Genomic DNA, 25,486 nt, shown 5'->3' on the forward strand with positions numbered 1-25,486 from the left:
CTCGGTCATGTGGAGAGAACATGGATGCACTGTACCGGAGAACGTGCTGTCTCCGTGTTGGCTGGACGCAGTGTCAGTGAACAAATGCGAGACTCTTACTTTCCGCAGTGGAGAATGTTATTCTCAGTTCTGAAGTGTGTCGGAGCGCAAGGAGGCAGGCCGGATGCTTTTGGAGTTCGACTCCGATCAACTGCTGTGGCAACAAACCGTCCGTGAGGTGGTCGCCAAACAGTGCCCGCCGACGCTGATCCGCGAGGTGGCCGATAAGGGCGCGGATCCGGAGGGACTGTGGCGCACCTATATCGAGCTCGGATGGATGGACCTGACCGCTCCAGCCGACGCGGTGGAACTGGCAATCGTGCTCGAGGAGTTGGGGCGGGCCACCGACCCCACCCCATATCTCGCCACCATGACCCAATTCGCCCCGCTCGCACCGGATTTCGTGCGCTCTGGTGAACCGGGTGCCGCAGTGTACGACGGGGTGTCGGCGGTGCGAGACCGGGATGGCTGGGTGCTGAGCGGCACCGCGCGTCATGTGCTCGACGGCGATCGGGCGCGGCAGTTGGCTGTCGTGACCGAGGCCGGTGTCTTCGTGGTGCCCGCCGCCGACGTGACCATGCGGCGGGCGACAGTGTTCGATCCGGTACTGCACGTCGCCGAGGCGAGCTTCGCCGGTGTGCGGGTTCCCGACGATCGCTACCTGCGCGTCGATCCCGAGCCCGCGCGTCACCTGGCCACGACGGGACTGGCGCTGACCATGGTCGGCGCGTGTCGACGGGTATTGGACATGGTGCTCGAGCATGTGCGCACCCGACAGCAGTTCGGCGTGCCGATCGGCTCGTTCCAGGCGGTCAAACACAAGGCCGTCGATATGCATGTCGCGATCGAAAGAGCGCGCGCCCTAGCGTATTTCGCGGCGATGACGATCCGGGAGAACGATCCGCGGCGGCGGCTGGCGGCGTCGATGGCCAAGGCCGCGGCGGGCGAATGTCAGTCGCAGGTGTTCGGCAGGGGCATGCAGTTATTCGGCGCCATGAGCTTTACCTGGGAAAACGACCTGCAGTTCGCGCTAAAGCGGGCCAAAGCCGGTGAGCTGCTGCTCGGCGGCGCGGCCGAGCACCGGGCGCTGATCGCCGAGGAGTACCGTGCGACTGACTTTTGATACCGAGGTCGAGGAGTTCCGGGCCGAATTCATCGCCTTCCTCACTGAATTCATGCCCGACGAGGCGGTAGCCGCCCGGGATCGGCCGATCTCCAGCGCGGAGGTCCCGCCGTGGGCGCGGGAATGGCAGCGAGTGCAGTTCGACCACGGCTGGTTGCTGCCCGGCAACGCACCGGAATTCGGTGGCCGCAATGCCGGAATCCTGCAGCAGTACGTGCATTTGGAGGAGCTGTCCAAGCGGCGCATCTATCACAGCTTCAATCCGCAGGGGCTCGGCATCATCGCCGCTTCGCTATTGTCGTTCGGCAGCGCGGAGCAGAAGAAGCAATGGGCGGTAAGGATTTTGCGTGCCGAGATCACCGCGGCGCTCGGCATGAGCGAACCGGGTGCGGGTTCGGATCTGGCCGGGCTGCGCACCCGGGCCGTGCGCGACGGCGATCATTTCGTGGTGAATGGGCAGAAGGTATGGACCTCCGGCGCGCACGACGCCGACGTACTGCTCACATTCGTGCGAACCGATCCGGATGCGCCCAAGCACAAGGGAATCAGCGTGCTCCTGATCCCCACCGAAACTCCGGGCGTGACCCGGCGACCGTTCGCCTCCATCTGTGGACCACACGATCTGGACTTCAACGAGGTGTTCTTCTCCGACGTCCGAGTGCCTGCCGAGAACCTGGTCGGCCCGCTGCACGGCGGCTGGGGCGTGGCCAATGGTTCGCTCGGACATGAGCGCACGCTGCTGTGGCTCAGTTTCGCCGACCGGTTACAGGAGTTGATCGAGGACTTCCACCCGCGCACCGTCCTCGACCGCGACCGTTACGCGACGCTGGTCATGGATGCCCAGGCGCTGCGGTTGCTCGGTTCGGCGGCGCTGGCGCGTGCGGCGCGGGGCCAACAGGATGTCGCCGCGCTGTCGGTGCTGAAACTGCTCGGTTCGGAGGCGGTGCAGAACGGTTCGGAACAGGCACTGTCCGCGCAGGGCTCCGACGGGCTGATCCATCCGGCGATGACCGCCCCGTTCAATCCGCTGAACAATGACAATTTCATCAGCAGCTGGTTCGAGCGGTATGTCCGCAGCTTCGCCGGAACCATCGCCGGCGGCACTTCCGAAATTCAGCGCAATATCGTCGCCGAGCGGGTGCTCGGACTGCCCAGGTAGCGGAGTTCGGTATGCATATTCTCTACGGGGTCGCCGATAAGATCGCGACCATTACCCTGAATCGTCCCGAGGTCGCGAACGCCCAAAACGGTGAACTGCTGGACGAACTCGATGCGGCATGGGCACGGGCGGCGGCCGACGATGACGTGTCGGTGATCGTCTTGCGGGCCGAAGGCAAGCATTTCTCCTCCGGTCATGATCTGCGCTCGGGCGGGCCGCTACCGGACAAGATCACCCTGGACATGATCTACAACGTCGAATCGCGCCGCTATCTGGAATATTCGCTGCGCTGGCGAAATGTGCCGAAACCATCCATCGCCGCGGTGCAGGGGCGCTGCATCTCCGGTGGGCTGCTGCTGTGTTGGCCGTGCGATCTGATCGTCGCCGCCGAGGACGCGCTCTTCTCCGATCCGGTCGTGCTGATGGGTATCGGTGGCGTCGAATATCATGGGCACACTTGGGAATTGGGGCCGCGCAAGGCCAAGGAGATCCTGTTCACCGGGCGCCCGGTCACCGCGCGCGAGGCCGAGCAGGTCGGCATGGTGAACAAGGTGGTGCCGCGCGCCGAGCTGGATGCGCAGACCACCGCCCTGGCCACCCAGATCGCCGAAATGCCGCCGTTCGGACTGCGTCAGGCCAAGCGCGCGGTGAATCAAACGCTGGACATACAGGGCTTCTATGCCGCCATCCAATCGGTGTTCGATGTGCACCAGACCGGCCACGGCAATGCGCTCAGCCACGCCGGGCTGCCGATTCTGGCCCATCTGGACGAGATGAAGCAAAAGATGCAGTAGGTCGACTGCGGCGTGTGCGGGTGACGGCGACCTGGGAGCTGATTCTGGTTGTGGCGGAATGGCTTTTCGCCGAATGCGGATGGTGGCGGTGTCGAATCGGCAGATAGGCGAGGCGGCGAGAACGATCTCTCGCTTGCCGATCTGGCGGCGTTGCTACCGGGCGCTTGCGATCAGATCGAGCAAGAGCGGAGCAATGGCCGGGCTTGCCGCGATGGTATGTTCCGCAGTCAGGCTGTGCGCGCTGCCATCGGAATCCGTTACGAAAGCGCCACTTTCGCCTGCGATGAGAACGTCAGCCGCTTTGCCGGCCGGGACCTGTTGCGGGAGTTGGCCTCCAGTCACAACTACTGAAAATCAGCCGGATTCCGAGGAGATCGGTTCTACTTATTGTCATGTCTTCCACCTCCACAGTCAGCGGCCTGCCCCCGATGGTCGCCGGCCGCCTCCGGAATACCAAACATTTTGTCGTCGACCCGATCTCGTTCCTCTCCGACTCCATGACCCACCACGGCGACGTCTTTCGGTTCCAACTGATCAACGGGAGCATGGTCGGGATCACCCATCCCCACCACATCAAGTACGTCTTGCAGGAACGCATGGCGAACTTCACCCGCGAGACCCAGATGTACGACATCATCGAGCCGTTCGTGGGGCGAGGGCTGGCGACCATCGCCGACCACAACCGGTGGAGACGCAACCGGCGCCTCGTCCAACCGGCCTTCCACCACAAGAAGATCAGTGCGCTGAGCGAGATCATGGTGGCCGAGATCGACTCCATGTGTGACGAATGGGCCGAACACGCCCGCGCCGGACGGACGGTCGACATCGGTGAGCAGATGAGCCACCTCACGCTGCGGATCGTGGTGCGGGCGCTGTTCGGATTGGATCCCAACGGCCCGGAGGTCACCGGCTTCGCCCGCGCGACGCAGAAGGTGAACGCCGAGTTGGGGAAGTTCGTGCGAATGCCCTTGGTTCCCTTGAAGTTTCCGACGCCCAGCCATCGCCGCTTCTGGCGCGGGATCGCCGAAATGGATGCCATCGTCTACAAGGTGATCGACGACTTGCGCGACTCCGGCAGCGGTGGGCTGCTGTCTATGCTCATCAACTCCACGGACGCCGATACCAACGAGAAACTCACGGACCTGGAACTGCGTGACGAGGTCGTCACCATGCTCTTCGCCGGTCACGAGACCAGCTCCTCGGCATTGACGTCGGCCATACTGCTGTTGCAACTGCATCCGGAGGTGCACCAGCGGCTGCGCGATGACGTTGACAGCGCCTTGACCGGCAGGCATGCCACCCTGGCCGACCTGCCCACGCTGCCCTACAGCAAGCAGGTGCTCGAAGAGGTGTTGCGGCTCAAACCGCCGGCATGGATGGGGCAGCGGCGCGCCGCCGAAGACGATGAGATCGGGGGCTACCACATCCCGGCAGGCACGCCGCTGATGTACAGCTTCTACCACGCGCACCGAAACCCCGAGTGTTGGGACCGGCCCGATACCTTCGACCCGGACCGCTTCGCCGCCGACGCGGTCGCCGGCCGTGACCGGAACTTGTGGCTGCCCTTCGGCGCGGGCGGACACCTCTGCATCGGCAACGCATTCGCGATGATGGAGATGCAGCTGGCGCTCTCGACCATAGTCAGCCGGTTCGAGCTGACCATCGACAACCCGGACCTCACACCGATCTCCGCGCTGACCCTCAACACCAAGTTCCCGGTCATCGCGACGGTGACCGAACGGCAATAGCCTTGTGAAGAGTTGGTTGGAAGCAGCCGAATCACCAAGGAAGGAAATGGGTTACACGGCAGGCGGGAGAAAAGGATTACGGCTGACATGTCCGTTCCTGTTGCCAGGAGCTCGGTGAATCGGTGCGGCGGGTGAACGTCATCGACGGTGACAGACCCATCAGTGGGCGGCGTTCCATGTCGTAGTCGGTAATCACTTGCAGCCACAAGTTCTTCAGGTCTGGGGCGGCGGCGAGCATCTGGCCGAGAAGTGTGGGTGCTCCATCCGCTTCGGCGGGTTGTCGGAGCGCCTGAACGCGACGATGTGGATATTGCTGTCGATCGCGTGCCAGGTTGCGGTGGCGCCGTCGCAGTGGGTGACGCGAAGCTCTCCGATCAGCGGGCGTAATTCCTTTCGGAAGTCAGTGACTCGTTACCGGTTGCGACGAGGCTCCAGAACTCGGTTCGCACGGCGTCCCACAGCGGGAAGTAGTGGGGGAACCATTCACGGGCCTGGGCGAGATCGGGCAGTGCTCGTTCATCGAATGCAACTAATCCGTTGCCGATCTGGCGGCGTTGCTACCGGGCGCTTGCGATCAGATCGAGCAAGAGCGGAGCAATGGCCGGGCTTGCCGCGATGGTATGTTCCGCAGTCAGGCTGTGCGCACTGCCATCGGAATCCGTTACGACAGCGCCACTTTCGCGTGCGATAAGAACGCCAGCCGCGGTATCCCACGGCTTGTTGGACATCGAGACGCATGCGTCGAGGCGCCCGTCGGCGACCCAGGCGAGATCCAATGCTGCCGATCCGAGCATGCGCACTCGCTCGACTCGTCCCGCGAGCGCGGTTGTCACGGCGAAGCGCTGCCGATTCTTCTCGGCAGCATCGGCTCCGACGGCATAGTCACCTATCGAAACGATCGCATTTTCAAGAGAATTCGTGTGACTCACCTTTATTCGAGCATCGTTTCGGAAGGCACCATGCCCCGCGCTCGCATGGTACTCCAGGTCCAAGAATGGCGCCTTGATGATGCCGATCACCGGAATACCGTTGTGCACCAGAGCTAATGACACAGCGCACAGCGGGATCCCATGAATGAAATTCGACGTCCCGTCTATGGGGTCGAGTATCCAGCGATAGGGCTGTTCGTGGTCGGACTCCTCATGCTGGCCAGCTTCTTCTCCAACGAATCCGATGCCCGGAGTACGGCTGCCGAGAAACCGGCAGACCTTCTCTTGGATGCGTAGGTCGAGATCCGTAACGAAATCACGGTCGTCTTTGACCGTGATTTTTCCTGGTTCAGCAGTCCTCAGAAGTCGGCAGCCTTCCTCGGCCGCTAAACGCCCAACCGTCAGCAGCTCGTCGGAGCTCGTCACCCGGGAACCCTTTCTTTGGCTCCCAACCACATGCTCTCGAATACTTCTGTGAATATTTCCAAGATCCCCGATTCTTCGGACTTCCGCGCTACGAACGTCGGCGATTCAACGCCCCTGACCAGAGGTAAGTACGGCTGCATTACGCATACCGTTGAGTCGATAATCGTTATGTTGAATCTGATGGGCTGATCGTACGTGCGAATCTGAAGCGATCCGCGTGCGTCCGACGCGATCCTCTTGCGGACTCTTTCCAGGGTACGAATGTTCGTGTCCGTTAGGTTCACCAGTAGTCCGGCGGGATGCCCTTCCTCGATCTCTCGGGATCGAATCGAATTTCCGTTTGGATCTAGAAATAGACACCTGATGACCGAGCCGTTCTCCAACAATCTCAGGATTTCACTATCTGAGTACTGCTGGCACAGCATATTCAGTGACAGTCCCGCCATGTCGATTGTCTGAGCGGTCTTCAGTAGCTCTTGTGGCGGCATTGCTCTCAAGAATTCGAGTCGGTTCGAGAAAACTGCCTCGATACCTGCGAGTTCAGGCTCGCCACTGATCGGCCTTGATACAGGTTGCTTCGTCCGCCTCAGATCATCTGGCGATCCGGAGTATTGCTCGAACAGTTCTGCAATTGTCCAATCGGGAAACATCATCTGGAGAATGCGGCAATGATCAGGGTACGGATGGCCGGATATATCTCCCGAGAGCCAGCGATAGAATTGCGCTCTTTTAGGGCCGTAACCGACGAGATCACGGTCGATCTTCTCGGCTACCCGGTCGTACTCGCGGTTGAACGCCGCGACGGTTTGCAGGTGACGCTGCTGGAGTAGGGCTTTGAGGACAGTGGTCACAAGGTCGCCCCCCTTGCAGCGTAGCTCCGATGCCTTGGCAGGACTCTAGCACGAAGAAGAGACAGAGAAGAGACCTTTTCGCGGAAGCTGAGACATCGGCGGCGGCGAGACGAGATCTCCGTAAACAACATCCTGGGTGAGCAGATTGTCAGGATCTTACCGAGGGGAGTTACATGAAGCCGAAAGTCGTTGGTCCGGTAGGGAAGTCGCCCAATGCCCACTGAACTGATCACACTGATAATTATCGTCCTCGCAGTGGGATTCCTGCTGTGGACCATCTTCTATGGACTGCCCTACATCCTCGGCAAAGACGCTCTTCCCGAAGGCGCCGTGCCTGCCGCCGAGATCCTCGACCGGGTGGCGGTCGAGCGAATTCATCCCGCACCACCGGAAGGATTCACCGCCGACGACGCCGCGCTCGTCCTCCAACAGCACCTCGAATGCAGTAGTGAACTGTGCGACTCTAAGCACAAGGCGTATTGGACTCGCGTGGATGCTGGACTGATCCGTCCGACTCGGGAGGCTGTCCGATGAGCACCGAGGCGATGACGTTACCCACTAGTGAAAGCCTGGTCGAGGCGATCAAAGGCGGCAGCACCGACGCCCCGGTCTGCGCCGCTGTCACCGCGATGTCCCAACTCCATCAGCGGCGGTTCCTGTCCCTCGCGATACTCGCCGACCACCACAACCCAGCCGATGCCGCCGCGATGCTCCAGGCCGCCGGTCAGCTCGCCACGGCGGTCTCCGGCACCGCGCGGTGCATCCGCGTGATCGACCAGCACATTGCCGCCTCGGTGCGACTCGATCCGTCCCCGGACGCCGAGGTGGCCGCGTACACCGTCGGAGAGTTCGCTGCCGCGATCGGATACGTGGCTGTGGTTGCGTACGCCGAGCGCAAAGCTGGCCGAGGTGGTGGCAACGAGGCCCGGTTGGCAGGGCTGTTCGACGCATACGACGAATTCCGCGCCGCGTTGCTCTCTGGCACATCCCGTTTGCCCCTGCGCACACCCTCTCGGCGTCACGTGGAGTGCGAGCCGGAGCAGGGCGAGTCATGAGCGGCTACATCGAGTTCAGCGACGGCACAAGGGGTCTCGTCGGTGACGACGGATGGGTCGACGAATTCGATGCCGTCGAGCTGCCCGAGCCCGAGCCCACTCCAGCGCTTGGGGCAGCATGCATCGACATCGACGCCACCTCCATAGTCGACACCGAGATCGCCGACTTGCCCGAGCGGACTGCGTTCGTCGGGCCACCGCGCCCGATTAGCCAGTCGGTTGAATTCGTCGAGCGGATAGCTGATGCGGTCCGCGAATGGAGCGAACGGTGAACCGGCTCACTCCCGAGATGGCGCGCGAGATGGACCGCTGCGACAAGGTGCCCCCCAGCCTGACCTACGAGCACGCCCACGGCATCGTCGTCGTCCACCGGGATAAAGGCGCCTGCACCTACACCTCCTGCCCGCGCCTGGCCGCCGCGCTCGAGCGCATCCGCATCGCGGAACAAGCCCAGTGAGCTACGTCCCGCCGCCGTCGATCGCCAGGAAGCGCGCAGAAGAACGTTGTGACCCGTGCACGTCACAACACCGTCCCCGGCTGTGCGTGGCAGGGGACGGTTCTGACCGTCATATCCTGGTTCCTTCCCTTGGCGACCGGGCCGCTGTGGGGCGGTCCCAGGTTGAGCCTGGTCCGGGTGGCCGACCGGTTCTATGCCAGCGGTTACCTTGCGGGTATGCGTCCGGCGCATATTCGGCACGCTGGCCGCGCATTAGGCTCGGGGCGCTTCACGAGCTTCTGCCGCAGGGGCGCGGCATCAACAACAACAATTGAGCGAAAGGAAGCATTTATGAGTAGTACGGCAACCAAAACTACCTATGAAGCAAAGCCGCAGCGGTACAAGGCGACTGGCGACGTCCACCTGATTCTGCGCCGCGGCGACAGTGTGCTCTATGGGCAGCGCCAGAACACCAGGTTCGAGGATGGCGCATGGCACCTGCCCTCCGGGCATCTGGAAGCCGACGAATCCGTGATCGCCGCTCTGATCCGCGAGGCCGAAGAAGAGATCGGCGTGACGATCAAGCCCGAAGACGTGCAGTTCAGCCACGTCATGCATAACTCGTCGTCTGGTGGCCGCGTGGCCTTCTTCTTCACCGTGACCGTCTGGCAGGGCGAACCAACCAACCGTGAGCCTGAAAAGTGCAGTGCGCTCGATTGGTTCGCGCTGGGTGGCTCGCCGGACCACATGATCGACTACTGCCGGGTGGCGATGAAGCACATCACCGACGGAACGTCTTTCTCGATTTACGGCTGGTAGCTCGGTGGCCGCATGCGGGGGTCCGGTTGTGTGCGTCAGCTACTTGGCGCTGGCCGAGTTGTGGAGCGTGCCGCACTTCCTCCCGGCAAATCATGGTGCGGCAGTCAAAGGCGTCGAGTACTCGATTGCTGCTGATGCGCCGATGACCGCGGCGGCACTGTCGGCGTCAGATGTGCCAACGCTGCTCATAACCAACGACATTGGCATGGACGGCCGTGGCCGTCAGGCTCGTCGCTGGTTGTCGGTGCGCGGTGTTGATGTTCCTGCGGCGAGTAGCGCCGATATCGTGACGCCGTGGATCGTGGTGGCGGCCGATGATGACCAGACCCGCACCTGGGACTCCTTCGTATTCGGTTCAGACAGTTTCCGATACGACGGTGATCACGGCCGTGACCTGGTCCAGTTCGCGCGGTATCACACCGCCGAAATGGATCAGGCCGGGCGCGATTACCGCGTCCGCGTTCATCTTCCGGGCCAGGGCGACCAGTCGTGTCACCGGATTGTCGGTCTTGGCGCTGAAGGCAACGGTTTTGGTGAGGTTGTAGCCGAGACGTCCGGCTAGGCTCCGGATCTGGGTTTCGTCCCACCCTTGCCGTATTCCGGATACATCGCTGCGGAGATAGCCGATCGCGGTTGGAGCGAATTTCATGGCAGGTGCCTCGGGGGATTGGTTTACAGATGAACCAGGCGCGGTGCCGCGCCGGTAGTGCGGATGCGGGTGCCCGCCTCACGGGTGAGTTCCCTTGTGCTGCCGAGCAATCCGTCCAGAATCAGGACACGGCGGATATGCCGCTGTAGGTCGTGTTCGGCGGTGAAGCCGATACCGCCGAGTGTCTGCTGACAGTGTCGAGCCGCGATCAATGCGGCGCGCCCGGCGGCGGCTTTGGCCAGCAGGGCGCCGAACTCGTCGTCGGCGGCCGTCAGTGTGGCCTCGGCGCCTTCGATGGCGACCAGCGTCTCGGCGAGGCGGTGGCGGATCGCTTGGAACGATGCGACGGGACGCCCGAATTGCTTGCGGTCCAGGGCATGTCGGCGGGCCAGCGCCAGCATGGCGCGGCTACAGCCGAGCAGCCACCAGGCCAGGGCGCGACGACCGGCAGCCACCCCGCCAGCGGCTCCGGTCCGTACCGAGTGCAGGGGGAGTTCCTCGTCCACCGTGGTGCCGGGGCGATCGGTGCGTTCCCAGACCACCCACGACCCGCCCGCGAACGGCAGCGGGTGCGCGGTGCCGAGCGGCGTACCGGTGGCGTGGGCGATGACGTCGTTGAGCAGTGGCGCGTGCGCGCCGGTCTCGCCCAGCAGGCGGAACACCAAAGGTATTGCTACGTCCGGCATTGCGGTGAGTAGGTCGGGCCAACCGAGGTCGGTCAGCGCCTGATCGAGTTGCTGACCCGACGACGCCGTCATCGTCTTACGCAGCGTGTCGGTGAGCAGTTCGAGCTCGGCAGTATCGGTATCGATGCCGGTCACGGCTTACTCCTTGCCCAGGTCGAGCAGACGGCGCGCGATGATGTTGCGCTGGATCTCGGCCGTTCCGCCGTAGATGGTGGCCGCGCGTGAATAGAGGAATTCGGTGCGCAATTCGGGATCGGTGAGCTCCACCGAGCCGGGCAGCACGTCGCGAATGGTGTCGAACAGTTGCTGTTCGGCGCTGGCCAGCAGCACCTTGTCGATCGAGGTTTCCGGTCCGAGGTGCGCACCGGCCGCCAGTCGCTGCTGGGTCAGCCGGGAGCGGCAGCGCAACGTATGCAACGCCAGATAAGCGGCACCGAGGTCGGCATCGTCGGCCACCGTGGCCGCCGCCGCCAATCGGTCGAGCCGGGTGAAAAGATAAGCGCCCCGGTGCCAGAAGCAGGTGGAGCGCTCGTGCGGGAGCAGATCCATCGCGACCCGCCAGCCGTCGCCGGGCTGTCCGAGCATGCGGTCACCGGGCACCACGACATCGTCGAAGTACACCTCCGCGAATTCGTCGACACCGTGCATGGTGCGCAGCGGACGCACCGTGATGCCGGGGGAGTCCATGTCGAGGAAGAACGCGGTGATCCCGTCGTGCCCGGGGGCCGTGCGGGTCAGCAGGACGCAGCGCGCCGAATACTGGGCGAGGCTGGTCCACACCTTCTGGCCGTTGACCACCCAATCATCGCCACGCGCAACGGCTTTCGTCGTCAGCGAGGCGAGGTCGCTGCCCGAACCCGGCTCCGAGAAGCCCTGGCACCACTGTTCGCGGCCCGACAGCAGCAATGGCACCATTTCCGCGGCCAGGTCCGGGCGCGCGTATGAAATCATTGTGGGCGCAAGGACTTCGACCATCGAATAGAGTCCGGGCTCGGCCAGATCGCGGGTGGCGACCTCCTCACCGAGAATCGCGCGGAGCATTGCGGGCCCACCGAGACCGCCGACCGCGGCGGGCCAGCCGTAGCGCATCCAGTCCGCGTCGTAGAGGGCCCGGCGCACGCGGGCCAATTGCGCGACCTGACCGTCCAGCGAATGATCCGGACCGGGGGAAAGATCGTGTTCGTCCAGCCAGGCCCGCACGCCGGACCGGAATTCGGACACGTCCATGGTCATCCGCGGGTGTTCTCGAAGGCGTGTGGGATGCCCGAATCGTGCACGCCGCTGCGGCGAATGAAGGTCATTCGGCGCGTCTTCAGCCGCCATCCGTCCTCGGTCCGCACGATGCTGTCGGTGTAGTAGCCGATGCGCATATCGTGGGTGCTGTGGTCGATGAAGCACAGCGGCTGGGTGCCCGCGGCGGTGTCCCCGTCGATATCGAGAACCGGTGTGCCCGTGAGGAATAGCCCCTTCGGCGCGGCCGCGACCAGATCCGGGAACAGATCGAGGGTGTAGGTGTCACCGAATGCGCTGTAGGTGCCGTCGGGGGTGAATACCGCGAGCAGGCCATCGATATCGCCCTTGGTGATCGTCACCGCGTAGCGGGCCAGCAGCTGCTGGATCTCCAGCAGATCATCATTTCTGGACATGGACCTTGCCGCCTTTCATGACGAACCGCACGTTCTGGGTGGCGGTGATGTCGCGCAACGGATCTCCCGGCACGCCGATGATGTCGGCCAGCTGTCCCTCGGCCAGCCGTCCACGGTCGGTGACATCGATCAGTTCGGCCGCGCGCACAGTGGCCGCGCGCAGGACATCGATCGGGCTCATGCCGCGATCGACCAGTGCCACCAATTCGTCGGCGTTGCGGCCGTGCGGGATCGCCGGTGCGTCGGTGCCGACGGCGATCTTCACTCCGGCCTCGTAGGCCGCCCGGACCGAGGTGCGGGCCTTCGGGAACATCTCGGCGGCCTTGGCCTGCAAGGCCGGATCCGCCTTGGATACATCCATCGCATCGGCGAGCCGGGTGGTCGGCACCAGCCAGGTGCCCGCCGCCACCATCATCTTGATCGCCTCGTCGTCGATGAGGAAGCCGTGCTCGATGCAGTCGATTCCGGCGTCGACGGCATGTTTGACCGCCTCCGCACCGTGCGTGTGGGCGGCGACCTTGAGCCCGCGCCGGTGCGCCTCGTCGACGATCGCGCGCAGCTCCTCGTCCGAATAGTGTTGCGCCCCAGGAGCTCCGGTGAGTGACATGACGCCACCGGAGACGCAGATCTTGATCAGCTGCGCGCCGTGCTTGATCTGGTACCGCACCGCCTTGCGCACCTCGTCGACGCCGTTGGCGATGCCCTCCTCGAGGGTCAGCTTCAGCACGTCGGGCGCGAAGGCGGAGAACATGGTCGGATCCAGGTGGCCACCGGTGGGTGTGATCGCGTGGCCCGCCGGGACGATCCGCGGGCCCTCGATCCAGCCCGCGTCGATCGCCTTGCCGAGCGCCACATCCAACAGGTAGCCGCCGGTCTTCACGAACAGCCCGAGGTTGCGCACGGTGGTGAAACCGGCCCGCAGCGTGCGGCGGGAATTGCCCACCGCACGCAGCATGCGCAGTGCCGGATCGTCTTTCACACTGGAGGCCAGGCCGGTCTCGCCGCGACCGCCCATGAGGAGGTTGACCTCCATATCCATCAGGCCGGGCAGCAGCACCACATCACCGAGATCGATGACCTCGTCGCCGTCGTCCGCGGTCGCGCCGACGCCGACGATCCGATCGCCGTCGATGCGAACGATGCCGGGTCGGACTATCTCGCCGGTGTCGATATCGAGTAGACCGGCCGCCTTCAGTGTCAGCATGGTTTAGACCACCGGCTCCTTGATCACGTCGAGGTAGGCGGCGCCGGAATCGGGCACCCGCGGCTGCTTCCACACCTCGATCGGGAACGACACCATCACCAGCGACTGCAGCAGGTGGAACAGGTGCCGGGCGTCATCGGGCAGGTCGGACCACTCGAACTTGTCGCAGTAGTCCAGCGCCGCCTGCAGGCGCGGGAAAACGGTGTCGTACAGGTCCTGCATCTCCTCCATCGGGGAGGCCAGCCGCTTGGCGTAACGCTCGGGCTCGGTGGCCAGGATCCAGTCCGAAAACCGGTCCAGGTCGGCGAATTCGGCGGGCAGCGCCTTCTCAGTTGTTTCGGGCATCGCGGTACTCCTTGACGATCTTCTGAACGGTGAGGTGCAGGTGGCGCAGCAGCACTTCCTGGTCGTTGAGCGGGAATTCGGTGATCACACCGGTCTCGAGCATGGTCTGGGTCGCTTCGAGGGTGTTGGCGTCCTGCAGCGCGTATTCCTTGAAAGTGACCGCCGCCAGTTCCTTGCCGAGACGTTCACGCGCGCTCGTCGACGGCACGAAGTACAGATTCGCCTCGAAGATGTGCTTGTTCACCGCGGTCGGCCAGTAGTGGTAGGTCAGGTACCAGCCCGGCGCCCAGATGAGGATGCCGAAGTTGGGGAAGACCTCGAATTCGTCGATGCCCCAGGCCTTGTGGCCGGCGGGGTTGACCCCGGACGGCAGCGGATCCAGCCCCTCGATATCGGGCCGGTCCCATGGACCGAACAGGCCGCTGCGCAGCTCCCGCTCGATCGGCTTGACCATATTGATGTCCTTCGGCGGGGCCATACCGCCCCACGAAGACACCATCGAGTGCGGGGTCCAGCATTCGTAGTGCAGTGCCTCGAAGCCGACATTGAGCAGCTTGTCGGCCTCGTCCTTGACCGCCTGCTTCATATGCAGCACCGGCGCGTGGTAGAACTCGGCGAAGGCATCGATGAACAGTTTCCAGTTGCTGCCGATCTCGGCCTTGTAGCTGTAGACCTCGGTCATCTCGTGGAAGGGGTAGCCCTCCAGGCCTTTTGCCCATGCGCCGAGATATCCCTGCAACGGCTGGGCGTTGTCGTCGAGGTTGACGAAGATGAAGCCTTCCCACACCTCGCAGCGCACGGCCTTGAGCCCGAACTTGCTCTTATCGAGGTCGAAGAACTCCTTCTCCTGCTGGACGAAGGTGGCCTCGCCCTCGAGGCTGTAGCGCCAGGCGTGATATTTGCAGGTGAACTGTCGGCAGCTCCCGGCGGTCTCCTCGCCGGGGTAGTCGTCCCAGACCAGTTTGTTGCCGCGGTGCCTGCAGATGTTGTAGTAGGCCCGCACCTGCTGATCGTGGTCCTTGACGATGACCAGCGAGGCGTTGACGCAGGCCAGCTCCCTGGTGAAATAGCTGCCGACACGGGGCAGCCGCTCGACGCGGCCGACATTGAGCCAGCTCTTTTTGAAGATGGCTTCCTGCTCGTCCTTGTAGAACTGGGGATCGGTCGAGTCGGTGAAGTCGACGACCTCGGTGCCGAGTTCGGGATAGTTTTCCGTCCAGCTGCCCGCCGTCGGTTTGGTGAAGTGTGGCAAGGGATTTACCTTTCAGGGTCGGGCTGTACGCCGAAGGTGTTGAGCGCGATGGCCAGCAGGATGTAGCCGCCGACCGTGAAAACCAGGTCCATGCGCTGCTTTTCATCGAGTCGTTCGGCAAGTGCCGCCCAGGTCTGGTCGGACAGTTCGGATTTGTCGTCGAGTTCGTCGACGGCGGTGAGGACGAGGCGGTCGAAGTCGTCGGCGGCCTCACCGCGGGTGACGGCCTCGATCTCGTCGAGGGTCAGTCCGGCCTCCTGGCCGAACTGCAGATGATGGGCCCACTCGTAGGCACAGCCGCGCCGGTGGGCGACCCGCAGGATCGTCAACTCGCGCACCCGGGGCGGCAGTGTGGACCGGAACAGCAAGTAGACGCTGAATCCGAGATAGGCCTCGGTCAGGTCCGGGTGCCGGGCCAGCGGCCCCATCGCTGGGCCCGCCCCTTCCGCATTGCGGATCGCGCGCGGCAGCAACGTCTTGAAGGCATCGCGGGTCCGGTCGTCCCATTGGTCCGCGGGCAACGGCGGCAGACGCACTCCTATCCCTCCTCTCATGAGAATCAGATTCTCCAAAACTGAAGACTAGATTTCCATGGACGTCTGCGATAGTCAACGTCGGCGTTGTAACTGAGCGAAATCCCAGCTGATGACGTGGTCCGGCGTCAGCCGCAGCCAGCCGTGTCGGCCGTCGTAGCGAAATGGCTGCCCGCCCATGTACTTGTCGGCGAACAGCCGCTCCGGTTCGGTGAGCTCTTCGACCGGTGCGCCGGTGCGCGGCGTTTCGCCGACCACTTCGGCGCGGCCGCGCAGTTCGACGCCGCGCAGCTGCAGGAAGTCGGTTCCGCCGTCGTCGACGATCGCGCTGATGCGTGGATCGCGGGTGATATCTGTCCACCGCTGGCTGCGCACCAGCGAATTGAGCCACAGTGCTGTGCCGTCCCAGGCGAACCACAGTGGGCGCGTATGCGGATGTCCGCCAGGGCCGATGGTGGCTACCCGGCAGATCGGCCGGCTCTGTAGGAAGGCGTCGCGTTCGGTGGCGGTCATCGCGATCGCCCGTGCTCGTCGCTGCTCGGTCATGCTCATTTCCGATCAGATGTTGATTCTCCTATAATGAGAATATAGTTTTCTGATAGCGAGAGCGTGATGACTCAAGGGGTCAGCCCGAGTGGAAGGAGATTCACCATGACGGCGCCGATTCGTCCCGGTGAGCAGTTCGCCAGCACCGTATGCGGCACGCGGGTGGTGGTGGTCCGGGCGCCCGCCGACGCTCGGCCGGAAATCGCGTGCGGTGGTGCGCCCATGGTGCCCGCGGCCTCGGTCACGCCCGCGAAATCGGCTGGGGCGGATGCGGTCACGCTGATCGGGAAACGCTATGTCGATGCCGCGGAAACCGTCGAGTTGCTGTGCACCAGTTCCGGCACCGGTCAACTGACCTGCGATGGAGCCGCGATGACCTTGAAGGCCGCCAAAGCGCTGCCCGCCTCCGACTGAAAGGGGTTGCCCCGTGCACGACGACACGAACCTCGGAGGCATGAATTTCGAACTCACCGAGGATCAGCAACTGATCCGCAGCACGGTCGCCGAACTGTGCCGCAAATTCGACGACCAGTACTGGATGGAAAAGGATCAGGCGCACCAATTCCCGACGGAGTTCTATAACGCCATCGCCGAGGGCGGCTGGCTCGGCATCACGATCCCGGAGGAATACGGCGGACACGGGTTGGGCATCACCGAGGCCACACTGCTGGCCGAGGAGGTGTCACGATCGGGCGGCGGTATGAATGCCGCGAGCTCGATCCACATGTCGATCTTCGGCATGCATCCGGTGATCGTGCACGGATCCGCGGAGTTGAAACAGCGGACGCTGCCGCGCATCGCAACCGGTGATCTACACGTCTGCTTCGGCGTCACCGAACCCGGTGCGGGCCTGGACACTACCCACATCACCACCTTCGCGCGTCGCGATGGCGACCACTATGTCGTCAACGGCCGCAAAGTATGGATCTCCAAGGCGATGGAGTCGGAGAAGATCCTGCTGCTGACCCGCACCCAGCGCTACGACGAGGTCACCAAGAAGACCGACGGCATGACGCTGTTCCTGACCGACATCGATCGCGCACACGTCGATATCCGGCCGATCGCGAAGATGGGCCGCAATGCCGTCACCTCCAACGAGGTATTCATCGACGGGCTGCATATCCCGGTCGAGGATCGCGTGGGGGAGGAGGGCAAGGGATTCAGCTATCTGCTCGACGGCCTGAACCCCGAGCGCATGCTGATCGCCGCCGAGGCACTCGGACTGGGCCGAGTCGCACTCGACCGGGCCACGAAATACGCCAAGGAGCGAGTGGTGTTCGGCAGGCCGATCGGCATGAACCAGGGCATTCAATTTCCGCTGGCCGATTCGCTGGCCCACCTGGATGCCGCGGAATTGGTGCTGCGCAAGGCAACCTGGCTCTACGACAACGGCAAATCGTGCGGACGTGAGGCGAATACCGCCAAATATCTGTGCGCCGACGCGGGATTCACCGCGGCCGACCGGGCGCTGCAGACCCACGGCGGCATGGGTTACGCCGAGGAATACAACGTGTCCCGCTATTTCCGGGAGTCCCGTGTTATGCGGATCGCCCCGATCAGCCAGGAAATGATTCTCAACTACCTGGGCTCCCACACGCTGGGCCTACCCAGAAGCTATTAGCAGAGGCAGGAACTTACCGAATGGCAGCCAGGAACGAACTTTTCGAGCTGACCGGGCGGGCCGCGATGGTCACCGGCGCGGCAGGCGGTATCGGCTCCGCAGTGGCACATGCCCTCGCGGCGCAGGGGGCCGCAGTGCTGGTCACCGACCTCGATGCGGATGCGGCCGCGGCCGTCGCCGAGAAGATCACCGGAAACGGTGGTAGCGCGGCGAGTTTCGCCCTCGACGTGTCCGATCGGGCGGCCGCCGACGCCGCGGCGGCCAAGGCGGCCGAATTGGCCGGCGGCACACTGCATATCGTGGTGAACAACGCCGGTGTCACCGATCCGCACATGTTCGCCGATACCAGCGTCGACTCGATGCGGCGACTGTTCGAGATCCACACGCTGGGCACCTTCAACTGCTCGCAGGCTGCCTTGCCGTATCTGCCGACCGACGGCACCGGGCGCATCATCAACGTCACCTCGTCGGCCGGGCTGGTCGGCACGCTGGGGCAGGTCAACTACTCCGCGGCCAAGGCGGCCATCATCGGCATCACCAAATCCCTGGCTCGCGAATTGGCGCGCAAGAACATCCTGGTGAACGCGCTCGCGCCGTTGGCTGCCACGCCGATGACCGAGACCATTCGCACCGGCGACAAGTTCGCGGCGCAGATGTTGAACCGAATTCCGTTGCGGCGCTGGGCCGATCCGGCGGAGGTGGCCGGTGCCTTCGTCTTCCTCGCCTCCGATGCCGCCTCGTTCGTCACCGGGCAGGTGCTGCCGGTGGACGGCGGCATGGTGATGTGATGCCGGGTACGGCGCAGGCGGGACCGTTGGCGGGGATTACCGTCGTTGCCCTGGAACAGGCGGTGTCGGCGCCGATGTGCACTCGCACACTCGCCGATTTCGGTGCCCGGGTGATCAAGATCGAAAATCCGGACGGCGGCGACTTCGCCCGGTATTACGACGATGTGGTCGAGGGGCAGGCGGCGCATTTCGTCTGGGTTAACCGCGGCAAGGAATCGGTGACGCTGGATCTGAAAAAGCCTGCGGGCGTGGCGATTCTGCATCGTTTGCTGGATCGTGCCGAGGTACTGGTATCGAATCTGGCGCCGGGTGCGACCGACCGGCTCGGTCTCGCACCGGCGGATCTGGCCGAGCGGCATCCGGATCTGATCGCGGTATCCATCGACGGTTTCGGCTCGGGTGGGCCGCTGTCGCACAAGCGCGCCTACGACCTGCTGGTGCAGGCCGAATCGGGGGTGTGCGCGGTCACCGGGTATCCGGATGCCCCGGCGAAACCGGGCCCGCCGATGGCCGATGTCATCACAGGACAGTATGCGGCGCTGTCGATTCTGGCATCGATGTGCGGACGGCAGCGTCGAGGATCCGATGCGGGCGCGACGATCGCGGTCAGCCTGTTCGACACCATGGCCGACGTGATGGGCTATCACCTCACCTACGCCAGGCACTCCGGAATCGATATGCAACCGCTGGGTATGAGCTCGGCGGCGGTCGCGCCCTATGGCGCCTACCGAACCGCGGACGGACAGACCGTGGTGATTGGCACCACCAACGATCGGGAGTGGCAGCGGCTGGCCCGCGACATCATCGACCGTCCCGACCTGGCCGACGACGAGGGCCTGCGCACCAATCCGGACCGCTGTAAGCGGCGCGACATCCTCGACGAGGCCATCGGATCCTGGTGCGCCCGACACGATCTCGCGCGGGTTCAGGAACTCGCCGACGCCGCCGGGATCGGCAACTCCCGCTATAACCTGCCCAGCGAGGTTATCGCCCACCCGCAACTGTCGGCCCGCGATCGCTGGCGCAGCATCGACACCCCATCCGGCCCGATCCCGTCGCTGCTGCCACCGGCCATTGTCGACGGTTTCGATCCGCCCATGGGGGCGGTTCCCGGTCTCGGCGAGCACACCGACGCCGTGCTGTCCGAGATCGGCTGCGGCGGTGCGGAAATCGACGAACTTCGCGCGGCGGGTGCAATCGGTCCGGCATATCGCCAACCCGCGGAGCGGGCATGCTGAGGTCGCTGCTGACCGAGGATCGTGACGGCGTCCGAACCTTGACCCTGAACAGGCCACATCGCAAGAACGCGATCGATGCCGAACTGTGGCAGGCGCTGGCGGATGCGCTGCGGGCCGCCGCGGTCGATCGCTCCGTGCGAGCACTGGTGCTCACCGGGGCCGGTGGTGCTTTCTGTTCCGGCGCGGACATTTCGGTGCCCGATAACGGACATCCGGTCTATCGCATGCGGGCATTGACCGATGTGGCGTTGCTGCTGCACGAACTGCCGATGCCGACGGTCGCGAAGGTGAGCGGTATTGCCGTCGGCGCCGGATGGAATCTGGCGCTCGGCTGCGATCTGGTGGTGGCCACGCCCGAATCCCGTTTCTCGCAGATCTTCGCCCGCCGCGGACTTTCGCTGGATCTGGGCGGCTCATGGCTGCTTCCGAAACTGGTCGGGCTGCAACAGGCCAAGCGGTTGGCATTGCTGGGCGAAATGATCGACGCCGAACAGGCGCGGGAACTGAACCTGGTGACCTGGGTGGTTCCCGCGGACGAAATCGACGTCTACGTCACCGATCTCGCTGCGCGGCTGGCGGTGGGGCCGCCGGTGGCGCTGGCGCAGACCAAGGCGCTGCTCAATACGGGCGCCGATCACACCTTGCGCGAAGCGCTCGCGGGGGAGGCCGCCGCGCAGGGCCTCAATTTCGCGACCTCGGACGCCCTGGAGGCGTTCGCGGCCTTCGCCGAGAAACGGGAACCGCAGTTCGACGGTCGCTGGACCGTGCACAGACCACCGGTCCGCGGCGCGGACCGGTCCGAACAGGGGAGTACAGCAGATGCGTGAGGTAGTCATCGCCGCAGCGGTGCGGACCGCGATCGGCAAACGCAATGGCGGACTGTCGGGTACGCATCCCGCCGATCTGTCGGCGATCGTGCTCAATGCGCTGGCGGGCCGCTCGGGCATCGACCCGGCGGTCATCGACGACGTCATCTGGGGTTGTGTCTCCCAGGTCGGCGACCAGTCCAGCAATATCGGGCGCTATGCGGTGCTCGCCGCGGGCTGGCCGGAAACCATTCCGGGAACCACGGTGAACCGGGCCTGCGGATCCAGCCAGCAGGCCCTGGATTTCGCCGCGCAGGCGGTGGCCTCGGGGGCGCAGGAGGTCGTGGTCGCGGGTGGCGTCGAGGTGATGAGCCGGGTGCCGCTGGGTGCCGCGCGCGCCGACGGCATGCCTTATGGCCCGAAAGCTCTTGCCCGCTATGACGATTTCTCGTTCAACCAGGGCATCTCCGCCGAATTGATCGCGCAGAAATGGGGTTTCGACCGGACCCGGCTCGATGAGTTCTCGGTGCTGTCACACGAACGGGCCGCCGCCGCCCAGGATCGCGGCGCGTTCGAGGAGCAGATCGTCGCCGTCGCAACCGATTCCGGGACGGTGATCGCCGACGAGGGCATCCGACCCGGCAGCACGGTCGAGAAACTGGCCGGGCTGAAACCCGCCTTCCAGACCGATGGCGTCATCCATGCCGGTAACTCGTCGCAGATCTCCGATGGCGCCGCGGCGCTGTTGGTGACGACTGCGGAAAAGGCGCGCGAGTTGGGGCTGACGCCACTGGTGCGGTATCGGGCCGGCGCGGTCACGGGTGCCGATCCGGTGCTCATGCTGACCGGTCCGATTCCGGCCACCGAGAAGGTATTGCGCAAGGCCGGTATCGGTTTGTCGGAGGTCGGCGTCTTCGAAGTGAACGAGGCATTCGCCCCGATCCCGCTGGCCTGGCTGGCCGAAACCGGGGCCGACCCGGACCTGCTCAATCCGCTGGGCGGCGCGATCGCCCTGGGCCACCCGCTCGGCGGCTCCGGCGCCGTACTCATGACCCGGATGATCCACCACATGCGCGACAACGGAATTCGCTACGGCCTGCAGACCATGTGCGAGGGCGGCGGCACCGCCAACGCCACCGTCGTCGAACTCGTGCACTGAAGGAGCCGACCGTGCGCCGAGACATTTTCACCCCAGACCACGAGGCATTCCGGCAGCTGGCCCGCGAATTCATCGATAAGGAGGTGGTGCCGCACTACCCGGATTGGGAGCGGGCCGGGCAGATGCCGCGCGAAATCTTCGAGCGGATGGGCGAACTCGGCTTACTCGGCACCGCGATCCCCGAGGAATACGGGGGTGGCGGCGTGCGGGACTACCGCTTCAATGCCGTGCTGCAGGAGGAGGCCTACCGCGCCCTCGTCACGCTCAGTACCGTCCGCACCCAGATCGACGTGATCCTGCCCTACTTCTTGGAATACGCCGATGCCGAACAACGCGACCGCTGGTTTCCGGGTCTGGCCAGCGGCAAGCTGCTGACCGCGATCGCCATGACCGAGCCGGGCACCGGCTCGGATCTGGCCGGTGTGCGTACCACCGCGGTTCGCGACGGCGAGGAGTACATACTCAACGGCGCCAAGACATTCATCACCGGTGGCCTACTCGCGGATCTGGTGATCGTGGTGGCCCGCACCTCGTCGGATCCGGACAACCGGCGCGCGGGCCTGAGCCTGATCGTGGTGGAAAGCGGCCGAACCGGATTCACCAAGGGTCGGGTCCTGGACAAGCTGGGCTGCAAGGTACAGGACACGGTGGAGTTGGCATTCGACAATGTGCGGGTCCCGGTGGCGAACCGGCTCGGCGCCGAGGGACAGGCGTTCTCCTATCTCGGCCACAATCTCGCGCAGGAGCGGATCACGGTCGCCGTGGGCTCGGTGGCACAGGCCAGGGCCGCGATCACCGCGACCATCGAATATGTGCAGCAGCGCAAGGTTTTCGGCCAGCCGGTGGCGGCGTACCAGAACACGAAATTCGAGTTGGCCGCGCTGTCGACGGAGGTGGAGGCGGCCCAGACGATGGTCGATCGGGCGGTGCTGGAATTGGTCGCGGGACAGCTCTCGGGTGCCGATGCCGCGCGGGTCAAGCTGTTCTGCACCGAGGTACAGGCGCGGGTGGTCGACCGCTGCTTACAACTGTTCGGCGGCTACGGCTATATGACGGAATATCCCATCGCCCGGCTCTATGCCGATGCGCGTGTCGCCCGCATCTATGCCGGTACCAGTGAGGTGATGAAAATGATCATAGCCAAATCTCTGGGGCTGTGAGCCAGCGCAAAAATCGGGCCACCTGAGACCCTTGTCACAGTGTCGGAACCAACCTACTGTGTCTTCAGTAGGTTGATCGAACGAAGGAGTTCGGTGTCCGATCCCGAAACCGGTAGCCCGCGGCCATATGAGACGTTGCTAGCCAAGGGTGAGCACCGCAAGCTGCAGATTCTCGCCGTCGCACAGCGACTGCTCACGCGCAACGGCTGGCGTAATACGACGCTGGCGCAGATCGCACGGGAGGCCGGAGTCAGTACGGCCGGGGTGCTCCATCACTTCGAGTCCAAGGAGCAGCTGCTGCATGCGGTACTCGAAGCTCGCGACACCGACGACGAACTCCATTCCGACCGCCGACGCGATCTGATCGAGCAGCTCGAAAACGTCGTCGACCGGTTCCGGCGCTCGCCGGATCTGGTCGGCATGTTCACCGTGCTGCTCGTGGAGAACCTCGACCCGGATGCGCCGCTGCACGATCGCCTGCTCGGTCGGTACCGAGCCGCCGTCGCCACCATTGCCGGCGGCATCCGACGCGGCCAACGCGCAGGCCGCTACCGCACCGATCTGGACCCTGCCATCAAGGCTGTGGAGATAGTCGCATTTCTCAACGGGATGGAAACCTCATGGCTGCTCGACCCCTCGATACCACTGAACCGGGTCTTTACGGAGTACGTCCGCTCGCTCGAGCGCGAGCTCATGCCCGCAAGCACCCTCTGAGATATCGGCTGGCGGTCATCGCCCCCGATGTCGCCGACGTGGTGCGGTATTCCGGCGGTTGGCTATTCGATCGGGCGATGGCCGGATGGGAGGTGACGGTCTGTGTCGGCGCCGCCGCCGATATCCGACCGCTGCGGATCCTCGGGGCAACCGTGCTGGATCTGGAGAGCTCGCTGGCATCGCTATCGGATGTGAGCGTATGGCCGAACGGAATCGCAGTCGCCGCAAAGGTTTTCGAGACCGATCCGCGGGTCCACCAGGGCGTGCTGAAGAATATCGAGGAGCGGTCGCTGGAGGTGACCGTCTGGGGTGCGGACTGTCCGGGCGAACTCGATTGCCGCACCGAGGGCGTGCAGCACCGACTGAGCGTGGCCGCGCAAGCGTTCAAGGCACGGGCGCTGGCGGCCTTGGCGCAACCGGTCGACGCACTCGAGGCTGTGGAAATGTTCCGCTGCAGTGAAACCCCGGATCACTTGTCTGCGGATCTGCTTCCGGTGGGGTGAGCTATGGCCGAGCGCCCGGTGCACTCGTACCGGGCGCTCGTGACGGCTTACGCCGAGACATCGAGCGGGACCTGGTTCGAGCGCGCCATGGGGGCGACTCCATCGACGAGTTCATCGCATAGGCGCGCCTCACCCACGGGTACGGTGGCTTCGGCGCAGATATTGCCCCACGATGATCCGATCATGAGCGACGTGCGCCGCAACACCATCTCCGCTGCGTCTCGATCACGTCGTCGACCCGGTTATAGTGGTTCGAGTTGGTGGTCAACAGGTTTGGCTGCCTCGGATGATGCCTTCGGATCGAGCAGGATTTTGCCAATGGCCTGCCCGTCGGCGACCCGCCGTAGTGCGGTGGCGGCCTCGGTGAGCGGATACACCGCGCTGATGTGCGGGAGGACGCGGCCGGTGGTCAACAGTTCTCGCAGTTCGTCCTCGTTGCGGCGGAATTCGGCCGGGTCCAGGTCTTGGAATTGGAAGCCGAGTATGTGAATTCCCTTGACCAGCACCAGATTCAGTGGGATCCGTGGAATCTCGCCGGAGGCGAAGCCGACGGTGACGAATCGACCGCCGCGGCGTAGCGACCGCAGCGCGGGCTCGGACAGTCGACCACCGACCGGGTCGACGACGGCATGGGCGCCGTCGGGCAATGCCTCTTTCAGCGCCGCGCGCAGGTCTGCGCTGGTGTGGTCGATGAGCTGGCTGGCACCGTGAGCCGCTGCGACGCTGAGCTTTTCGGCGCAGGAGGCGACCGCAGTCACCTCGGCACCCAAACGGACCCCGAGCTGTACGGCCGCAAGCCCAACTCCGCCACCTGCCCCGAGTACGAGCAGCCGGTCCCCGGGCTGAACCCGGGCTACCGAACGCAGTGTGTGATACGCCGTCCGGTACGCGACGCCGAACGCCGCCGCACAATGGTCGTCGACTCCGTCGGGGATGCGGCCGAGTCCAGCGGCGGGCACGGTTACCTCTTCTGCGAACGCCCCGACGATTCCGGTGCCGGTGACCCGGTCACCGATGGCGAATTCGGTGACGTCGTCGGCGGTTTCGGTGATGGTGCCGGCGAATTCACTGCCGGGCACGAACGGTGTCGGCACCTTGATCTGATATTCGCCCGCGACCACAAGGACATCCGGAAAGTTGACCGCGGCAGCGCCGACCCGCACTCGAACCTGTCCCGATTCGAGTGCGGGCGACGGACGGTCTTCGATGCGCACGACCTCCGGCGGCCCGTAGGCCGGGCAGATCACCGCGCGCATA

Annotated in this window: 30 protein-coding genes; 19 read left to right on the plus strand and 11 right to left on the minus strand. The window is 64.4% G+C overall.

Annotated features, from left to right (window positions below):
- Positions 1-163: 163 nt before the first annotated feature.
- From ACIBI6_RS25100 to ACIBI6_RS25115, 4 genes are all read left to right on the plus strand, one after another.
- Positions 164-1,162 (plus strand): acyl-CoA dehydrogenase family protein, encoded by a 999-nt coding sequence (locus ACIBI6_RS25100; RefSeq protein WP_364342994.1) that lies wholly within the window; start codon positions 164-166, stop codon positions 1,160-1,162.
- Complete coding sequence (locus ACIBI6_RS25105) at positions 1,146-2,321, plus strand: acyl-CoA dehydrogenase family protein (RefSeq protein ID WP_364342991.1); 1,176 nt, start codon at positions 1,146-1,148, stop codon at positions 2,319-2,321. The genes ACIBI6_RS25100 and ACIBI6_RS25105 overlap by 17 nt, the downstream gene beginning before the upstream one ends.
- An 11-nt stretch (positions 2,322-2,332) precedes the next feature.
- Complete coding sequence (locus ACIBI6_RS25110; protein ID WP_396958069.1) at positions 2,333-3,115, plus strand: enoyl-CoA hydratase; 783 nt, start codon at positions 2,333-2,335, stop codon at positions 3,113-3,115.
- Between the two features lie 392 nt (positions 3,116-3,507).
- Entirely contained in the window at positions 3,508-4,863 is a 1,356-nt protein-coding gene (locus ACIBI6_RS25115) for a cytochrome P450 (protein WP_364342985.1), read from the plus strand.
- Between the two features lie 557 nt (positions 4,864-5,420).
- Here ACIBI6_RS25115 and ACIBI6_RS25120 read toward each other — a convergent pair.
- A complete protein-coding gene (locus ACIBI6_RS25120) occupies positions 5,421-6,218 on the minus strand; it encodes an inositol monophosphatase family protein (protein WP_396958070.1) in 798 nt (265 codons plus the stop codon).
- Positions 6,215-7,069 (minus strand): DUF5919 domain-containing protein, encoded by an 855-nt coding sequence (locus tag ACIBI6_RS25125; RefSeq protein WP_396958071.1) that lies wholly within the window; start codon positions 7,067-7,069, stop codon positions 6,215-6,217. The genes ACIBI6_RS25120 and ACIBI6_RS25125 overlap by 4 nt, the downstream gene beginning before the upstream one ends.
- A gap of 213 nt (positions 7,070-7,282) precedes the next feature.
- Here ACIBI6_RS25125 and ACIBI6_RS25130 point away from each other — a divergent pair, with 213 nt between their 5' ends.
- The 6 genes from ACIBI6_RS25130 to ACIBI6_RS25155 all read left to right on the plus strand — a co-directional run bounded on the left by ACIBI6_RS25130 (position 7,283) and on the right by ACIBI6_RS25155 (position 9,941).
- Complete coding sequence (locus ACIBI6_RS25130) at positions 7,283-7,603, plus strand: hypothetical protein (protein WP_396958072.1); 321 nt, start codon at positions 7,283-7,285, stop codon at positions 7,601-7,603.
- The gene (locus ACIBI6_RS25135) at positions 7,600-8,124 is read left to right on the plus strand and encodes a hypothetical protein (protein ID WP_396958073.1); all 525 of its coding nucleotides are present in this window, start codon (positions 7,600-7,602) and stop codon (positions 8,122-8,124) included. The genes ACIBI6_RS25130 and ACIBI6_RS25135 overlap by 4 nt, the downstream gene beginning before the upstream one ends.
- Positions 8,121-8,396: a hypothetical protein gene (locus tag ACIBI6_RS25140; protein WP_396958074.1), complete on the plus strand. Its 276-nt coding sequence runs from the start codon at positions 8,121-8,123 to the stop codon at positions 8,394-8,396. Before ACIBI6_RS25135 ends, ACIBI6_RS25140 begins: the two co-directional genes overlap by 4 nt.
- Entirely contained in the window at positions 8,393-8,581 is a 189-nt protein-coding gene (locus ACIBI6_RS25145) for a hypothetical protein (RefSeq protein WP_396958075.1), read from the plus strand. Before ACIBI6_RS25140 ends, ACIBI6_RS25145 begins: the two co-directional genes overlap by 4 nt.
- Positions 8,582-8,911: 330 nt before the next feature.
- On the plus strand, positions 8,912-9,379 hold the full coding sequence (locus ACIBI6_RS25150; RefSeq protein WP_396958076.1) for an NUDIX domain-containing protein: 468 nt from the start codon (positions 8,912-8,914) through the stop codon (positions 9,377-9,379).
- 43 nt (positions 9,380-9,422) lie between these two features.
- Positions 9,423-9,941 carry a hypothetical protein gene (locus ACIBI6_RS25155; protein ID WP_396958077.1) on the plus strand — a complete coding sequence of 173 codons (519 nt, stop codon included), beginning with the start codon at positions 9,423-9,425 and terminating at the stop codon, positions 9,939-9,941.
- Positions 9,942-10,051: 110 nt separating this feature from the next.
- On the opposite strand, the gene ACIBI6_RS25160 is transcribed toward ACIBI6_RS25155, so the two are convergent.
- From ACIBI6_RS25160 to ACIBI6_RS25195, 8 genes are all read right to left on the minus strand, one after another.
- Positions 10,052-10,786 (minus strand): acyl-CoA dehydrogenase family protein, encoded by a 735-nt coding sequence (locus tag ACIBI6_RS25160; protein WP_364343114.1) that lies wholly within the window; start codon positions 10,784-10,786, stop codon positions 10,052-10,054.
- A 66-nt stretch (positions 10,787-10,852) separates the two neighbouring features.
- The gene (locus tag ACIBI6_RS25165) at positions 10,853-11,941 is read right to left on the minus strand and encodes an acyl-CoA dehydrogenase family protein (protein WP_396958211.1); all 1,089 of its coding nucleotides are present in this window, start codon (positions 11,939-11,941) and stop codon (positions 10,853-10,855) included.
- Positions 11,942-11,943: 2 nt separating this feature from the next.
- Positions 11,944-12,360, minus strand: coding sequence for a nuclear transport factor 2 family protein (locus ACIBI6_RS25170; protein WP_396958078.1), 417 nt, complete (start codon positions 12,358-12,360; stop codon positions 11,944-11,946).
- A complete protein-coding gene (locus ACIBI6_RS25175) occupies positions 12,347-13,564 on the minus strand; it encodes an amidohydrolase family protein (protein WP_396958079.1) in 1,218 nt (405 codons plus the stop codon). The genes ACIBI6_RS25170 and ACIBI6_RS25175 overlap by 14 nt, the downstream gene beginning before the upstream one ends.
- 3 nt (positions 13,565-13,567) lie before the next feature.
- Positions 13,568-13,909 carry a hypothetical protein gene (locus ACIBI6_RS25180; RefSeq protein WP_327100718.1) on the minus strand — a complete coding sequence of 114 codons (342 nt, stop codon included), beginning with the start codon at positions 13,907-13,909 and terminating at the stop codon, positions 13,568-13,570.
- The gene (locus ACIBI6_RS25185; RefSeq protein WP_396958080.1) at positions 13,893-15,161 is read right to left on the minus strand and encodes an aromatic ring-hydroxylating dioxygenase subunit alpha; all 1,269 of its coding nucleotides are present in this window, start codon (positions 15,159-15,161) and stop codon (positions 13,893-13,895) included. The genes ACIBI6_RS25180 and ACIBI6_RS25185 overlap by 17 nt, the downstream gene beginning before the upstream one ends.
- A 5-nt stretch (positions 15,162-15,166) precedes the next feature.
- Positions 15,167-15,697 carry a carboxymuconolactone decarboxylase family protein gene (locus ACIBI6_RS25190; RefSeq protein WP_396958081.1) on the minus strand — a complete coding sequence of 177 codons (531 nt, stop codon included), beginning with the start codon at positions 15,695-15,697 and terminating at the stop codon, positions 15,167-15,169.
- A 72-nt stretch (positions 15,698-15,769) separates the two neighbouring features.
- Positions 15,770-16,240, minus strand: a complete 471-nt coding sequence (locus tag ACIBI6_RS25195) for a pyridoxamine 5'-phosphate oxidase family protein (RefSeq protein WP_396958082.1) — start codon at positions 16,238-16,240, stop codon at positions 15,770-15,772.
- Positions 16,241-16,345: 105 nt separating this feature from the next.
- Here ACIBI6_RS25195 and ACIBI6_RS25200 point away from each other — a divergent pair, with 105 nt between their 5' ends.
- From ACIBI6_RS25200 to ACIBI6_RS25240, 9 genes are all read left to right on the plus strand, one after another.
- The gene (locus ACIBI6_RS25200) at positions 16,346-16,654 is read left to right on the plus strand and encodes a hypothetical protein (protein ID WP_396958083.1); all 309 of its coding nucleotides are present in this window, start codon (positions 16,346-16,348) and stop codon (positions 16,652-16,654) included.
- 40 nt (positions 16,655-16,694) lie between these two features.
- Positions 16,695-17,861 (plus strand): acyl-CoA dehydrogenase family protein, encoded by a 1,167-nt coding sequence (locus tag ACIBI6_RS25205; RefSeq protein WP_364342937.1) that lies wholly within the window; start codon positions 16,695-16,697, stop codon positions 17,859-17,861.
- 20 nt (positions 17,862-17,881) lie between these two features.
- Positions 17,882-18,649, plus strand: a complete 768-nt coding sequence (locus tag ACIBI6_RS25210) for an SDR family NAD(P)-dependent oxidoreductase (RefSeq protein ID WP_396958084.1) — start codon at positions 17,882-17,884, stop codon at positions 18,647-18,649.
- Positions 18,649-19,887, plus strand: a complete 1,239-nt coding sequence (locus tag ACIBI6_RS25215; RefSeq protein WP_396958085.1) for a CaiB/BaiF CoA transferase family protein — start codon at positions 18,649-18,651, stop codon at positions 19,885-19,887. Before ACIBI6_RS25210 ends, ACIBI6_RS25215 begins: the two co-directional genes overlap by 1 nt.
- On the plus strand, positions 19,881-20,714 hold the full coding sequence (locus ACIBI6_RS25220) for an enoyl-CoA hydratase-related protein (RefSeq protein ID WP_364342928.1): 834 nt from the start codon (positions 19,881-19,883) through the stop codon (positions 20,712-20,714). Before ACIBI6_RS25215 ends, ACIBI6_RS25220 begins: the two co-directional genes overlap by 7 nt.
- On the plus strand, positions 20,707-21,852 hold the full coding sequence (locus ACIBI6_RS25225; RefSeq protein ID WP_396958086.1) for a thiolase family protein: 1,146 nt from the start codon (positions 20,707-20,709) through the stop codon (positions 21,850-21,852). Before ACIBI6_RS25220 ends, ACIBI6_RS25225 begins: the two co-directional genes overlap by 8 nt.
- A gap of 11 nt (positions 21,853-21,863) precedes the next feature.
- Positions 21,864-23,012, plus strand: a complete 1,149-nt coding sequence (locus tag ACIBI6_RS25230) for an acyl-CoA dehydrogenase family protein (protein ID WP_364342922.1) — start codon at positions 21,864-21,866, stop codon at positions 23,010-23,012.
- Positions 23,013-23,105: 93 nt separating this feature from the next.
- Entirely contained in the window at positions 23,106-23,726 is a 621-nt protein-coding gene (locus ACIBI6_RS25235) for a TetR family transcriptional regulator (RefSeq protein WP_364342919.1), read from the plus strand.
- 77 nt (positions 23,727-23,803) lie between these two features.
- Positions 23,804-24,229: a hypothetical protein gene (locus ACIBI6_RS25240; protein WP_396958087.1), complete on the plus strand. Its 426-nt coding sequence runs from the start codon at positions 23,804-23,806 to the stop codon at positions 24,227-24,229.
- A gap of 242 nt (positions 24,230-24,471) precedes the next feature.
- Here ACIBI6_RS25240 and ACIBI6_RS25245 read toward each other — a convergent pair whose 3' ends face one another.
- The gene (locus tag ACIBI6_RS25245; RefSeq protein WP_396958088.1) at positions 24,472-25,485 is read right to left on the minus strand and encodes an NADPH:quinone oxidoreductase family protein; all 1,014 of its coding nucleotides are present in this window, start codon (positions 25,483-25,485) and stop codon (positions 24,472-24,474) included.
- Position 25,486 lies beyond the last annotated feature (1 nt).

It is taken from the genome of Nocardia sp. NPDC050412 (assembly GCF_044458825.1).
Taxonomy (GTDB): domain Bacteria; phylum Actinomycetota; class Actinomycetes; order Mycobacteriales; family Mycobacteriaceae; genus Nocardia.